Genomic DNA, 14,324 nt, shown 5'->3' with positions numbered 1-14,324 from the left:
ATACAGATTACAGCAGATCGGCAATCATCTTCTCAAGCTTGCCCTGATCAACAGCAAAATTACGGATACCCTGCGCCAGTTTATCCACCGCCATCGGATCCTGATGATGCTGCCAGAGAAACTCGGCTTCTGTCATCCTGGCGGGACGCGCTTTCACTTCACCTTGATAGTTCAGTTTACGCTCAAGGGTCCCTTCACTTTCCGCCAGCTCTTTCAATAAGGCCGGGGAGATTGTCAGACGGTCACAACCTGCCAGCTCAAGAATTTCGCCAACGTTGCGGAAGCTTGCGCCCATAACCACCGTTTCGTAACCGTGTTGTTTATAGTAATTGTAGATTTCGGTGACAGAGACCACGCCCGGATCTTCATGGGCAGCATACTCTTTCTTATCGCTGTTGGCTTTGTACCAGTCGAGGATACGGCCAACGAATGGAGAAATTAAGAACACGCCGGCTTCGGCACAGGCGCGAGCCTGGGCAAAGGAAAACAGCAGCGTCAGATTACAGTTAATGCCTTCTTTTTCCAGCTGCTCAGCCGCACGGATACCCTGCCAGGTGGAAGCCAGTTTGATCAGGATACGATCGTTGCTGATACCGGCATCGTTATACAGTTTAATCAGGCTGCGCGCTTTATTAATACTGCCTTCGGTGTCGTAAGAAAGGCGGGCATCCACCTCTGTGGAGATACGGCCGGGGATCAGCTTAAGAATTTCCAGACCGATATTTACTGCCAGCTTGTCAGAAGCATGCTGAATTTGTGCGTCTTTGCTGCTGCTCTGGTCACGAGCCCATGCCACCGCTTCATCTATAAGCTTACGATATTCAGGGATCTGCGCTGCGTTAAGAATAAGCGAAGGGTTTGTGGTTGCATCCTGTGGTTTATACAGTTTCATGGCGGCGATATCACCGGTATCGGCAACAACCGTGGTTAGCTGGCGTAAAGAAGTCAATTTGTCCGTCATCGTTGTCATTCTCATCAAAGTTGATACGTCGGAAGTATTGAAAGGTCTGTGGGGATAATATCACTTAAGCCTGATGGCGCAAGGTAAGGCTACATGGCTATCAGACAGTATTCACCGGACAGTACGCCCGGCACCACTTATTACAGCAATTACAGCCGACAGGATGGTTTTTTGCTAGAGTAGCGGCGTGCCGAATTTGCTGCCTGCGGCAGCTATTGTTAGAGGATGCAACCATGTTACTGGTTATTTCGCCGGCGAAAACGCTGGATTATGAATCGCCACTGGCCACCAGCCGCTTTACCCAGCCTGAACTGCTCGACCAGTCGCAGAAGCTGATCAAGGTGGCCCGCCGCCTGACACCTGCGGAAATTGCCTCGCTGATGCATATCAGCGATAAGCTGGCACTCCTGAATGCGAACCGCTTTAACGACTGGCAGCCCGACTTTTCGCCAGAAAATGCCCGTCAGGCGGTGCTGGCGTTTAAGGGCGATGTTTATACCGGTCTGCAGGCTGAAACCTTCAGCGACGACGACTTTGATTTTGCTCAGCAGCATTTGCGGATGCTGTCAGGCCTGTATGGTGTGCTACGTCCGCTCGATCTGATGCAACCCTATCGGCTGGAAATGGGCATCCGGTTAAAAAATCCGGCCGGCAACGATCTCTACAGCTTCTGGGGCGATATCATCACCAACAAGCTCAACGACGCGCTGGCCCGTCAGGGAGACGATATCCTGGTAAACCTGGCCTCCGACGAATATTTCAAAGCGGTGAGAACGGCAAAGCTACAGGCCCGAATCATTAAGCCGGTATTTCTTGATGAAAAAAATGGCAAGTTTAAAGTAATCAGCTTTTACGCCAAAAAAGCCCGTGGCCTGATGAGCCGTTTTATTATCCAGCACAAAATCAGTCAGGTAGAACAGCTGCAGACATTTGATCTCGAGGGCTACCGTTTTGATGCCTCAGGCAGCACAGACGATGAACTTATCTTCAGACGCCGCGAATCAGACTGAGCAATGACGCCCCGGCAAAACCGGGGCGCCTGTCACCCTATTTTTGCAGCAAAAAATCACGCAGGCTGGCAAAGTCCGCCGCCATTGTGTGCGAAAGCAGTGGCAACGAGGCACGGTCAGCCAGCGCTTTTGGTAAAGGCAGCGTCTGGCCGAGGATAGCTTCCACACTCTCTTTGAACTTAGCCGGATGGGCGGTGCCAAGAAACAGGCCGAACTCGCCGTCCTGCAAATTATCACGCAACAAACGCCAGGCAATCGCCGCATGCGGTTCAGAAATATAACCAAGATCGCGCAGCTCACACATTGCCTGACGGGTGGTTTCATCATCCACCGCTCCGCTAACCAGCTCGCGCAACGGCCAGGTTTTACGGCGATACAACTCTTCAACCCGCGGCCAGTTATTCGGCTGGCTAACGTCCATAGCATTAGAGAGGGTCGCGCGCGTCTTATTCGGCTGCCAGAGATTATTCTGCAGAAAACGCGGGACGGTATCATTAGCATTGGTGGCAGCAATAAAGCGTTTTACCGGCAGCCCTAAAGATTTTGCCAGCAGGCCCGCCGTTAAGTCACCGAAGTTACCGCTTGGCACTGAAATAACCAGCTGGTTACGCTGCGACTGCGGCAGCTGCGCGACAGCTTCAAAATAATAACAAATCTGTGCCAATAACCGGCTGATATTGATAGAGTTAGCGGAGTTCAGACCGACCGCTTTACGCAGATGTTCATCGTCGAACGCCTGTTTAACCAGTGACTGGCAGGCGTCAAAATCACCGTCAATCGCCAGCGTCTGAATATTACCGCCCAGGGTACAGAACAACTTTTCCTGTAGAGGACTGATTTTGCCCTGCGGATAAAGAATAACCACCCGCACGTTTTCCATGCCGTAAAAAGCATGGGCCACTGCGGCACCGGTATCACCGGAGGTCGCCGTCAGAATAGTGATGGGTTCTGCACTGTCACTGACATACTGCAGCATTTGCGCCATAAAGCGGCCACCGAAGTCTTTAAAGGCCAGCGTCGGACCATGGAATAATTCAAGACAGGCGATATCATCCGTCACCCGGCTAACCGGTGCCGGAAAAGTAAAAGCGGCGGCAATTCGTTCAGTCAGCTGATGCGGCGGAATTTCATCACCGATAAACGCCGAAAGAATTTTGCTACTGCGGCTGACAAAATCCATTTCCAGCATCGCATCGATGTCTGTGAGCTCAAACTCCGGCAACTCCAGCGGAAAAAAAAGTCCCTGCTGTTTACCCAGTCCCTGCTTTACGGCCTGGCTGAAGCTAACCTGTTGGTTGTGATCCTTTAAATTATACAGTTTCATGCATTATCCCAGTTTTCGAGCGCCAGCCGTATCTAAGCGGCAGATATGGACGAAGCCTTCTTCGTTTTGTACATAATGCTGACTGAGCCAGTCAGCCATTCTGCGCGCGGTCTCCGCCTGCTGGCAGACAGCGAACAATGTGGGTCCGGAGCCGGAAATACCGCAGGCCAATGCCCCAATTTCCACCGCCGCCTGGCGCGCTGCAGCAAAACCAGGTAACAACCGGGTACGATACGGCTCAGCAATAACATCTTTCATGAGTGTAGCGGCCAGCAGCGGCTGCCCGGTGTGACAAGCGTGAATAAAACCAGCCAGATAGCGGCCGTGACGAATACAATCTTCTTTCCGGTATTGTGCCGGTAAAATCGCGCGCGCTTGCGCCGTGGAGACTTTGATTCCCGGGTACGCCATCACCCAAAGCCAGTCATCAAAACCCGGCACGTTCTGGCTGATAATCCCGTTTTCTTCCAGCATCAACTGCATACCGCCAAGAAAACAGGGGGCAACGTTATCATAATGCACGCTGCCGGAGATGCGCCCTTCCAGTTCCCCCATCAACGCCAGCAGCTGAGTATCACTTAACGGCTTAGCACAAAACTCATTCATTGCCATCAGGCCGGCAACCACTGAACAGGCACTGGAGCCAAGTCCGGAGCCAATTGGCATATTCTTTTCCAGCGTCAGGGCTACCGGAACCTGTTCACCCATTTCCTGGCAAAAGCGATCCCAGCACTGCCAGACAATATTGTCCTGTGGGTTGTCGGGTAACTTGCTGACAAAACGACCACGATTCTCAAGACGGAAGCTCGCCGCCGGTTCAGCGGTCACACAATCGCCCAGCAGGCTGCCATCAACCGGTGAAACCGCCGCCCCCAGCACATCAAATCCGACGCTGACGTTACCGATTGATGCCGGGGCATAAATTTTTACCATGTTCATACTCCCAGCTTCCAGGAAAGGGTCCGCAGCAGGTCAGCAAACACCCCGGCTGCCGTCACATCGTTGCCAGCACCATAACCACGCAGCACCAGCGGGATGGGCTGGTAATAACGACTGTAAAAGGCCAGCGCGTTCTCACCGTCTTTCACTTTATACAATGGATGATTGCCGTCAACCGCGGCTATTTTCACGCTACAGCGCCCGCCCTGCTCGATTTCGCCAACAAACCGTAATACCTGACCGGCATCGCGGGCGGTAGCGATACGCGCAGCAAAGGTATCGTCCAGTTGCGGAAGGCGCGCCATAAAGGTATCAACATCGGCAATATCAATGAATGCCTGCGGCAACAGCGGCTCCATTTCAATATCTTCCAGCTCCAGCTGATAGCCAGCCTCACGCGCCAGAATCAACACTTTACGCGCCACATCCATACCAGACAGATCATCACGCGGGTCGGGTTCAGTGTAGCCCAGTTCACGGGCCATACGGGTCGCTTCTGACAATGAAATGCCTTCATCAAGCTTGCCGAAAATAAACGATAGCGATCCGGAAAGGATACCGGAAAAACGCAGCAGTTCATCACCGGCACTCAGCAGATTCTGCAGGTTTTCAATGACCGGCAGGCCGGCGCCTACATTGGTGTCGTAAAGAAATTTGCGCCGGGATTTAGCCGCCGCTGCCCGCATTTGTTGATAGTAGTTCCTGCTGGATGTATTGGCCTTTTTATTGGGGGTCACGACATGAAAACCGTTTGCCAGAAAATCGGCATACTGGTCGGCCACGGCCTGGCTGGAGGTACAGTCCACGATCACCGGGTTAAGCAAATGGTACTCTTTCACCAGGCGAATCAGCCGCCCAAGATTAAACGGCTCCTTGACTTCGCTTAATGCGGCCTGCCAGTTGCTCAGATTAATACCATGAACATTGGTCAGCAGCGCGCGGGAATTGGCGATTCCGCATACCCGCAGGTCAATATGCTTGTTTTTAAGCCAGGGCTGCTGACGCTGCAGCTGTTCGAGCAACGCACTCCCAACACCGCCAACGCCAACAACAAACACCTCAATGACCTGATCGGTGTTAAACAGCATCTGATGCACCACGCGCACGCCGGTAGTCGCATCATCATTATTCACGACAACCGAGATAGATCGCTCCGACGACCCCTGAGCAATGGCCACAATATTGATATTAGCGCGTGCCAGCGCGGCAAAAAAACGGGCCGACAGGCCGCGCAGGGTCCGCATGCCGTCACCCACGACCGAAATAATCGCCAGCCTCTCCATCACATCCAGCGGCTCCAGCAGGCCATCTTTCAGTTCAAGATAAAATTCATCTTCCAGAATACGCTTTGCCCGCTTTTGTTCACTTTGCGGTACGCAGAAGCTGATGCTGTATTCTGATGAAGACTGTGTAATCAGTACCACCGAAATGCCGGCCCGGGACATAGCGGCGAACACACGTGCCGCCATACCAATCATGCCTTTCATACCGGGGCCAGAAACGTTAAACATCGCCATATTATTCAGATTGGTGATGCCTTTAACCGGATTTTCATCATCGTGACTGTCCCCCCCAATCAGCGTACCTGGCGCCTGTGGGTTGGCCGTATTTTTAATCAGACACGGGATCTGAAACTGGGCAATCGGGCTGATAGTACGAGGATGAAGGACTTTGGCACCGAAATAAGACAGCTCCATCGCTTCCTGGTAAGACATGGATTTCAACAAGCGGGCATCCGGGACCTGACGCGGATCGCAAGTATAGACGCCGTCAACATCGGTCCAGATTTCACAGCAATCGGCGCGCAGGCAGGCTGCCAGCACCGCCGCCGAATAGTCAGAACCATTACGTCCCAGCGCCACCAGTTCCCCTTGCTCGTTGCCGGCGGTGAACCCGGCCATCAGAATCATATTCTGTGGTGGAATCTGGCTGGCAGCGATACGACGGGTTGATTCAGCAATATCAACGGTGGACTCGAGGTAGTGACCAACGGCCAGCAGCTTACTCACCGGATCAATCACGCTGACCGCGTGGCCACGCGCCTGCAGTAACGCCTCCATGATCGCGATGGAAAGCTTTTCTCCACGGCAAATAATGCTGGCATTGATACTGTCCGGACACTGCCCCAGCAGACTAATGCCATGTAATACCTGCCTGAGCTGCGCAAACTCCTGCTCCACCAGGGTTTTAAGCCGCGGCAGATCAAACGCTGGCTCAGCCTGCGCCAGACCATTTAACAGGTCGCTAAAGATACGTTCGGCATCGCTGATGTTCGGCAGAGCATCCTGACCACTGATGGTTTTTTCAATCATCGCCACCAGGAGGTTGGTGATTTTAGCCGGGGCGGAGAGCACCGTTGCAACCTGTCCCTGGCGTGCGTTATTTTCCAGAATATTGGCAACCAGCAAAAATCGCTGCGCATTTGCCACCGACGTCCCGCCGAACTTCAGCACTCTCATTTGTTGAATCTCCTGAATTTAATCGAAAAAAAAAGCCCGCACTGTTGAGGTGCGGGCTTAATTTTTTATTTTTTCTCTATGCGTTAGCCCGCACCGTTACCTGTAGTAATGGTGGTAATAATAATGGTTGTAATGGTCAGGCTATGATTACGCATGGGCTGTAGATTTATTTGTCTGCTATGAAATCTGTCGGCTTTCAGAAGTAAAGCAATCGGCCTCTGAAGTCAATTTTTTTATTCCAACGGCTCATTCCACGCAACCGCAGGCCTTAGCGCGGCGGGAAAACGGACAAAGCGGATATGGCAAGATACCGTGTTTTACCAGAACAATTAACCACAAAAAAAGCGTTCATCCGACATTTTCATCTATAAGTTTTTTTTCTATATCATGCAGCAAACGATGTAACATGGCGGTGTCTCTTTGCTGCAGATAGCCGATTCGCTGATCCAGCCACTCAATCAGTTTGCTGTCCCCGCGGATGCCAAGGCGATCGATCAGCCGCTGGCTACGCTGACGCAGTGCCGCCAGTTGTTGCCGATCAGACTTTTCATGGTAATCAGCAGAGGTCAGAATCAGCGCCGAAAGCTGGTAGCAATAGACCATGACCGCCTGACCAAGATTCAGTGAGGGATAATCCTGTGCCATTGGCACGCCGGTCAGCAAGTCGACCCGCGCCAGTTCTTCATTGGTCAGTCCGCTGTCTTCCCGCCCAAAAACCAGTGCGGCGCGCTCAACCCAGTCCTGCTTTTCAGTCAGAATGGCCGTCACTTGCTGCGGTGTCGCGTAGTAATGGAATTTCGCCCGACTGCGCGCCGTTGTTGCAATACTGAAGTCAACATCCGCCAGCGCGGCGTCAAGAGTTGGCCAGCAGGAAACCGTATCCAGAATATCGCCAGCACCATGCGCGACGGCACGGGCGGCCGTCGTCAGGTGTACCTGACTATCCACCAGCCGCAAATCGCTAAATCCCATGGTTTTCATTGCACGGGCGGCAGCGCCGACATTTTCTGCTCTGGCCGGAGAGACAAGAATAAGGGAGATCTGCATAGATGACCTGCTCAGACATAAACGAATATTATACAATGACAGAATTTTCTGAATAATCCGCACTGCGACTTTTACATTAAATTAACGTCAAAAAACATCAGGTTAAATAGCTTAAATTAACCAACAGGATTAACTTAACTATGCTTGCCCGGTTATTTTCTCAAAGAAGCATAATACATCTCTTTTTTTCATAAGGATAGCTTTTGTTAAATAATGGAAAGCTGAGGTGTTTACCGTGATAAAAAAAACGGCAATAAATAGGCACTTTTGTGAGCTAAGCTAGCATTATGCTAAGCATTTTTCATGCCGATATTAACATGCTACAATTGGTTTGATATAAGTCAACTGAGCGTTGTTTTTGTACTTAATGGATGTTGTCACTGCTGTTATATTGCTGTTAATAGGATAGGATACTCGCCAGATGAATAATCATGTTCTGGAATCTTTCAGCAACATCGTTAAGCAGATGTTGGCGATCCAAATGTTATAACTCGCAATATAAATCGCTTCGTCGCTCAAGTGCACGGCACCCGGCAGGCGACGGATTCTCTGGTATCGTTTTTGTTGGCAATTTTAGGTAGCGAACTCATGCAGACCCCGCACATTCTGATCGTTGAAGACGAGTTAGTCACTCGTAACACACTCAAAAGTATTTTTGAGGCCGAAGGCTACATGGTGTATGAAGCTACGGATGGTGCCGAAATGCATCATATTTTGACGGAAAATGACGTGAACCTGGTGATTATGGACATTAATCTGCCAGGAAAAAATGGCTTATTACTGGCACGTGAACTGCGTGAACAAGCGAATGTTGCCCTGATGTTCCTGACCGGTCGTGATAACGAAGTGGACAAAATTCTCGGTCTGGAAATCGGTGCCGATGACTATATCACCAAACCGTTTAACCCGCGTGAACTCACCATCCGCGCCCGCAACCTGCTGTCGCGTACGATGAATCTGGCGGCCAGTAGCGAAGAACGCAAACTGGTTGAAAGCTACCGGTTTAACGGCTGGGAACTGGATATCAACAGCCGGTCACTGGTCAGCCCACAGGGTGAGCAGTACAAGTTACCGCGCAGTGAATTCCGTGCCATGCTGCACTTCTGTGAAAACCCAGGAAAAATTCAGACCCGCGCTGATTTACTGAAAAAAATGACCGGCCGCGAGCTGAAACCGCACGATCGTACGGTTGATGTGACTATTCGCCGTATTCGTAAACATTTCGAATCAACGCCGGATACCCCGGAAATTATCGCCACCATCCATGGCGAAGGTTACCGTTTCTGCGGCGATCTGCAGGAATAACTGTAAACGGCAGGCTGATTAAAACCGGCCTGCCGTTTAATTATTCATGCCACGGCATAATAGGCACCGCACTCAGGGCATTTTTCGGCGAACCCTCTACCACTTTATCGGAATAGCTCAAATAAATCAGCGCACGCCGTCTGGCATCATAGAAGCGCACAACCTGTAACTTTTTAAAAATCAGTGAAGTACGCTGACGAAATACCACGTCTCCCTGTGCTTTACCGTGGATGATATTATCCGATAAACTGACAGGCCCCACCTGCTGACAGGAAATGGCTGCGTCAGACGTATCTTCTGCAAGACCCAGTCCCCCCTTAATACCGCCGGTTTTTGCCCGGCTGATATAACAGGTTACATTTTTCACGTCAGGATCATCAAACGCTTCCACAATGATTTTATGATCCGGTCCGAACAGCTTAAATACGGTGTCAACCGAGCCAATTTGCTCCGCATGGACAACGCCACCCAGCAGTGATAACGCAACCATTATACTTTTAAACAGCGAAATTATTATACTTTTGAATATTTTCATAACCTTACCATTGCCAGTAAAACTAACATCATTGTAAGTTAGCCACCTGAGTACAACCAGATTGCAACTCTTGTCAGCCGGATTAATAACATAAGCAGACAGTAAAAACATTCGGTAATACTCGCCAGTGACGCGTTTTTTACGAACAATGCTATTATTCCGGCAAGTTACATCAGGCACGCCAGGATCAAAAAATTGAGGACGATTATGGATCAGGCCAGTATCATTCATGATTTACTTGTGTGGCTGGAAGGCCATTTAGATCTGCCCTTATCGCTTGATAACGTTGCAGCGAAAGCAGGTTATTCAAAATGGCATTTACAGCGGATGTTCAAAGACGTAACAGGCCATGCCATTGGCGCCTATATCCGGGCGCGGCGACTGTCTAAAGCCGCCGTGGCTTTACGACTTACCAGCCGGCCAATACTGGATATCGCGCTGCAATATCGCTTTGATTCGCAACAAACGTTTACCCGCGCATTTAAAAAACAATTTAATCAGACCCCGGCGTGGTATCGCCGCGCATCAGACTGGAATTCATTCGGCTTACGCCCGCCGATTCAACTGGGTGAGGTTAAGCTGCCTGAACCGGTTTATGTCACCCTGCCGGAAATACAGCTGATTGGTCAGACACAAAGCTACAGCTGCACACTGGAACAAATTTCAGGTTACCGGGATGAAATGCGCATGCATTTCTGGAAACAGTTTTTACAGGAAACCGATACGATACCGCCGGTGTTATATGGCCTGCATCAGGTACGGCCAAGCAAAGATAAAGATGACGAGCAGGAAATTCTCTATACGACGGCTGTGCCTGATAACCAGATTGCACAATATCTGCAATCCAGCCAGCCTATCCAGCTGGAAGCGGGAGAATATGTGCAGTTTAGCTATGACGGCCCGACCAGCGCCCTGCAGGAATTTATCCTGCTGGTATACGGGACCTGCATGCCCACGCTGGGGCTGACGCGCCGTTTTGGCCAGGATATCGAACTGTTTTACACCCACGGCGGTAAAAAACGTCATGAGCCGCCTCGCGAAATCCGCTGCGAATACCTGATCCCTATCCGACGACAGACATTACTGGGTTGATAGCCGCACGCCGGCCATGTTGCCGCTAGCAAGAGGGTGCACCCCACCCTCCTCTTTCCACTCAGGTATTTTCCCCGTTACAACCTGTACAACTAACGCTGCAGCTCATCAAGAGCCGGACCATCCAGATGGCTCACTTCACCGGCGGTTTCAACTACCCAACCGGGTGCCAGCCAGGGACTTTGCTGATAATCAACCCGGGAAAGTGAACAGTTGCGCAGACGCAGACGGCGCTCGGCTGAAGGCGCCAGCCCAAGGATAGTGCCAATCAGCACCCCCAGCGCCATACCATGGCTGACTAACAGCGGACGGCTACCTTGCGGCAGTTGCAGGCAGCTGGTGAGGGCAGCATGCATTCTTGCGGCCATTTCCGCCATCGATTCGCCCTGCGGAATACGGCCGTCAACCGTGCCATCCACCAGCGTGCGTCGCCAGCCTTCTTCTTCTGCCGTAAGAGAAGCAATAGGACGCTGCTCGAGTATTCCCATATTAAGTTCACGTAATCGTGGATCTTCACGCACCTCACATTGACAGACGTCGGCAATAATTTCAGCCGTACGGCGGGTGCGGCCCAAATCACTGGTGATAATATGCGTGATAGCTAACTCGCGGGCGCGTTCTGCGACCTGGCGTGCCTGGCGTTCACCATTCACGGTCAGCGGACTGTCTGACTGACCTTGCAGGCGCCTTTCCGCATTCCACACTGTTTCTCCATGGCGAACGAGATAAACCTGTAACATGTTTTTTTTCCGTTATACTGCAAGAAAATGACATCATTAAATTGAAACTATTATGTACCATATCATCGCCGCCACCACTAACCCGGCTAAAATTCAGGCTATTCTGCAAGGGTTCAGCGACCTGTTTACATCGCAATCCTGCCATATTGAAGGGGTAAAGGTCGACAGTGGCGTAGCCGCCCAGCCGATGACAAACCTGGAAACGTTAACCGGCGCACGTCAGCGCGTGGCCCATGCACGTCAGCTGCGTCCGGATGCCAGCTTTTGGGTGGCCATTGAAGCCGGTATCGAAGGAAATAATGCTTTCGCCTGGGTGGTGGTGGAAAACCAGCACCAGCGCGGCGAATCACGCTCAGCCAGCTTTATGTTGCCACAAGCGGTGATGCAACGCATTGTGGCGGGTCACGAACTGGGAGAAGAAATGGCCCGTCTCACGGGAATTGATAATATCAGGCAGAAAGGTGGCGCAATCGGCGCCTTTACCGCTGGCGTTCTCAGTCGCAGCAGCGTCTATTATCAGGCGGTGGTACTAGCCCTTTGCCCCTTCCACAACCCGATTTACCAGCAAAAGGTGGCTGACTGACTCATCGATTGAGCAGACAGGATTCCAGCCAGCTTGTTAGCGCCTGCGGGGCGCTTTTCAGGCTGTTAGAACCACGGGTAATGGTTGCAATGCCCACACCCAGTTCATTCTTCAATTCGCGCTGGCTCATCTCACCGCGCATTAATTCTTCGACAATACGCAACCGGGTGCCCAGCGCCTCGCGTTCATCTGGCGTCATCATCAGCTGTAACAAAGGCAGATGTAACCCCTGTTCGTAAGCCTGCTGCAGTAACGCAACAAAGCGAAGCCAGTCTTCATGTTGCCGCTCGTCAGTAACGGGAAAAGCCGGATGCTGAGACATAATTACGCTGCCATACTCATTAACTAGTACGGCAGCATAGCACAGTTTCAGTCGTCAGTAATGGCGTTGCCACTCTTCTGCAGTAAACAGATCATCGGATTGCTTCATAAAGTGCCGGTAGTAAGCGTCATAAGCCAGTACGTTTTTCACATAAAGCCGGGTTTCAGCAAAAGGAACGGTTTCGATGAAAGCTACCGGATCTAAACGCCCGGCGCTGGCATTCAGCCAGTTACGCACTCTGCCTGGCCCGGCATTATAGGCAGCGGAAGAGAAGATTCGGTTATTGCCAAACTGACGGTAGACGTAATCCAGATATTGTGTGCCAATTTCTATGTTGGTTTGCGGATCAAACAGCTGACTGCTGTTCAGGTAATCCGTGATACTGAACATTTTCACCGTATGTGCAGCCGTTGCCGGCATCAGCTGCATCAGACCCGACGCGCCCACCGGTGAACGGGCTTTAGGGTTCCAGGCACTCTCCTGACGGGCTATCGCCATTGCGTAGCTTTGCGGAATCGATTTATCGCGGGTATAACGGCTGAATTCATCACGCCAGGCCAGCGGGAATCGCTCGGTCAGGTTATTCCACAATTTCCCGGTGATGGTCGCCTGCACACTCAGATCCCACCAGCCCTGTTTCAGGGCATAGCTTGCCAGCTGTTGCTGTTGCAACGCCGGTTTACTGGCCACCAGGGCACTCCATTCGCTGCGCGCCAGGTTATCCATTCCCCAGTACATCAGTTCCCGGACGCGGGCCAGTGCGGTCCCCTGGCTAACCTCGTCACTGGTGGGTGGGGCCTGATCAATACGCAGTGGATAGGTTACCTCAAGCCGCCGGGCGGCCACCATCGGATAAAAACCACGCCCCTGCATCAGCTTGCGCAATATAGCCAGGGCTTCCTCTTTACGCCCCTGTGTTAACAGTAAATCGGCCTGCCAGTACTGCCATTCGTCCTTCTCTTTCGCTTCCACCGGTAAGCGGGCAAGCCAGGTATTCAGACCCCGACGATCGTTATCAGCCAGCGCCAGACGTATCCGTCGCTCGATCAAGGAGACCGACTCGCTGTCCATCACCACCCCATCACGCCAGCGTGCCTGCTCCGACGTCACATCTGTTGCCATCAGACGCCAGGCAACCGTCTCTTTCAGCTGCTGAATGTCGCCGTCATCCATTTTTTGCAGTCGTGCCAGCGTTGGGATCATGGCTCGGGCATATTCCGCATCCTGGCGAGCCATACGGCTAAAGGCGAAACCGGTCATCTGGCGGGTAAAGTCGGTTGGGCCGGCGCTAGCGGCAAAATTTTCCACGGTAGCCGGATCGTTCTGCAAGGCCATAATCGCATCTGCCGTGGTTTTATAGTTATCGGGCAGCAATCTGGCGAGATAATTCACCAGACTGCCATTGCCGGCCTTCATGGCAAGACGGATACGCTCAAGCGTGGTATCAGGACTTTGCTGACCTGCGTTTTGCCAGACACGGAAGAGATCGTCACACACCGCCGGTAATGAGGTCCCCCGCAGCCAGATATCTTTCGCGCCACGCCAGGCTACCTGCTGCTGACCGGTCGCCCACATGGCATAGTTCCAGTTACAGCGCGCGGCAACCGGCTTTGGCTCTTGCGGACTGAAGCTGAGCAGTCCCTGCCAGTCCTGTCGCCGTGCCAGTTCATTAATAAAACGCGTCTCAAGAGTACGCGCCGGAGGAAGCGTCGGGTAGTGCTGAATAAACTGTTGCACCGCAGCACGGGTTTCATTTTGCAGATTCTGCGACAGCATCCGGTATTCCAGATAGGGGTACAGCGGATAGTCCCGCAGAGCCGGCATCAGCTGTTGCACCCTGTCCATCTGGTTGCTGTCCCAGGCCTGTTTAATCTGCTGATAACGATCGCGCTGTGCCTCAAGCGAATCTGCCCGGGCAACGCCAACTACCAGCGCCATGCAGGCGCCAGCCATCCACCACTGCCATTTGTCGACCATGACGTTCCTCTTATGCTGCTCACGAAATAG

14 protein-coding genes and 1 other annotated feature are annotated in these 14,324 nt (G+C 52.0%); of the genes, 4 read left to right on the top strand and 10 right to left on the bottom strand.

Annotation, left to right across the window (positions count from 1 at the left end):
* Positions 1-7 precede the first annotated feature (7 nt).
* A complete protein-coding gene (tal, locus tag BL249_RS07295) occupies positions 8-961 on the bottom strand; it encodes a transaldolase (RefSeq protein ID WP_099705988.1) in 954 nt (317 codons plus the stop codon).
* Positions 962-1,194: 233 nt separating this feature from the next.
* Between tal and yaaA the strand changes: the two genes are divergently transcribed.
* The gene (gene yaaA, locus BL249_RS07290) at positions 1,195-1,971 is read left to right on the top strand and encodes a peroxide stress protein YaaA (RefSeq protein WP_099705987.1); all 777 of its coding nucleotides are present in this window, start codon (positions 1,195-1,197) and stop codon (positions 1,969-1,971) included.
* A 37-nt stretch (positions 1,972-2,008) separates the two neighbouring features.
* Here the strand turns inward: yaaA and thrC are convergent, their stop codons facing one another.
* From thrC to BL249_RS07265, 5 genes are all read right to left on the bottom strand, one after another.
* The gene (thrC, locus tag BL249_RS07285; RefSeq protein WP_099705986.1) at positions 2,009-3,295 is read right to left on the bottom strand and encodes a threonine synthase; all 1,287 of its coding nucleotides are present in this window, start codon (positions 3,293-3,295) and stop codon (positions 2,009-2,011) included.
* Between the two features lie 3 nt (positions 3,296-3,298).
* Positions 3,299-4,228 carry a homoserine kinase gene (gene thrB, locus BL249_RS07280; RefSeq protein ID WP_099706055.1) on the bottom strand — a complete coding sequence of 310 codons (930 nt, stop codon included), beginning with the start codon at positions 4,226-4,228 and terminating at the stop codon, positions 3,299-3,301.
* A 2-nt stretch (positions 4,229-4,230) separates the two neighbouring features.
* Complete coding sequence (gene thrA, locus BL249_RS07275; RefSeq protein WP_099705985.1) at positions 4,231-6,693, bottom strand: bifunctional aspartate kinase/homoserine dehydrogenase I; 2,463 nt, start codon at positions 6,691-6,693, stop codon at positions 4,231-4,233.
* Positions 6,694-6,718: 25 nt separating this feature from the next.
* Positions 6,719-6,841: a sequence feature (Thr leader region), on the bottom strand.
* Positions 6,777-6,848, bottom strand: coding sequence for a thr operon leader peptide (gene thrL, locus BL249_RS19475; protein WP_099706054.1), 72 nt, complete (start codon positions 6,846-6,848; stop codon positions 6,777-6,779). It overlaps the preceding feature by 65 nt.
* Before the next feature lie 193 nt (positions 6,849-7,041).
* Positions 7,042-7,740 (bottom strand): tRNA/rRNA methyltransferase, encoded by a 699-nt coding sequence (locus BL249_RS07265; RefSeq protein ID WP_099705984.1) that lies wholly within the window; start codon positions 7,738-7,740, stop codon positions 7,042-7,044.
* A gap of 588 nt (positions 7,741-8,328) precedes the next feature.
* On the opposite strand from BL249_RS07265, the gene arcA reads away from it, so the two are divergent.
* On the top strand, positions 8,329-9,045 hold the full coding sequence (gene arcA / locus BL249_RS07260; RefSeq protein WP_099705983.1) for a two-component system response regulator ArcA: 717 nt from the start codon (positions 8,329-8,331) through the stop codon (positions 9,043-9,045).
* A gap of 40 nt (positions 9,046-9,085) precedes the next feature.
* Here the strand turns inward: arcA and creA are convergent, their stop codons facing one another.
* Positions 9,086-9,535: a protein CreA gene (gene creA / locus BL249_RS07255; protein ID WP_446717701.1), complete on the bottom strand. Its 450-nt coding sequence runs from the start codon at positions 9,533-9,535 to the stop codon at positions 9,086-9,088.
* Positions 9,536-9,787: 252 nt separating this feature from the next.
* On the opposite strand from creA, the gene robA reads away from it, so the two are divergent.
* Positions 9,788-10,672 (top strand): MDR efflux pump AcrAB transcriptional activator RobA, encoded by an 885-nt coding sequence (gene robA / locus BL249_RS07250; RefSeq protein WP_099705982.1) that lies wholly within the window; start codon positions 9,788-9,790, stop codon positions 10,670-10,672.
* A 92-nt stretch (positions 10,673-10,764) separates the two neighbouring features.
* Here the strand turns inward: robA and gpmB are convergent, their stop codons facing one another.
* A complete protein-coding gene (gene gpmB / locus BL249_RS07245) occupies positions 10,765-11,412 on the bottom strand; it encodes a 2,3-diphosphoglycerate-dependent phosphoglycerate mutase GpmB (RefSeq protein ID WP_099705981.1) in 648 nt (215 codons plus the stop codon).
* A gap of 52 nt (positions 11,413-11,464) precedes the next feature.
* Here gpmB and yjjX point away from each other — a divergent pair, with 52 nt between their 5' ends.
* Complete coding sequence (yjjX, locus tag BL249_RS07240; protein ID WP_099705980.1) at positions 11,465-11,995, top strand: inosine/xanthosine triphosphatase; 531 nt, start codon at positions 11,465-11,467, stop codon at positions 11,993-11,995.
* A 1-nt stretch (position 11,996) separates the two neighbouring features.
* Here the strand turns inward: yjjX and trpR are convergent, their stop codons facing one another.
* On the bottom strand, positions 11,997-12,317 hold the full coding sequence (gene trpR, locus BL249_RS07235) for a trp operon repressor (RefSeq protein WP_099705979.1): 321 nt from the start codon (positions 12,315-12,317) through the stop codon (positions 11,997-11,999).
* 54 nt (positions 12,318-12,371) lie between these two features.
* Entirely contained in the window at positions 12,372-14,294 is a 1,923-nt protein-coding gene (sltY, locus tag BL249_RS07230; RefSeq protein WP_099705978.1) for a murein transglycosylase, read from the bottom strand.
* Positions 14,295-14,324 lie beyond the last annotated feature (30 nt).

It is taken from the genome of Erwinia sp. OLFS4, from assembly GCF_002752165.1.
Taxonomy (GTDB): Bacteria; Pseudomonadota; Gammaproteobacteria; order Enterobacterales; family Enterobacteriaceae; genus Izhakiella.
Note: the sequence above shows the minus strand (reverse complement) of the source record. Positions and strands in the feature narration are given on the sequence as shown.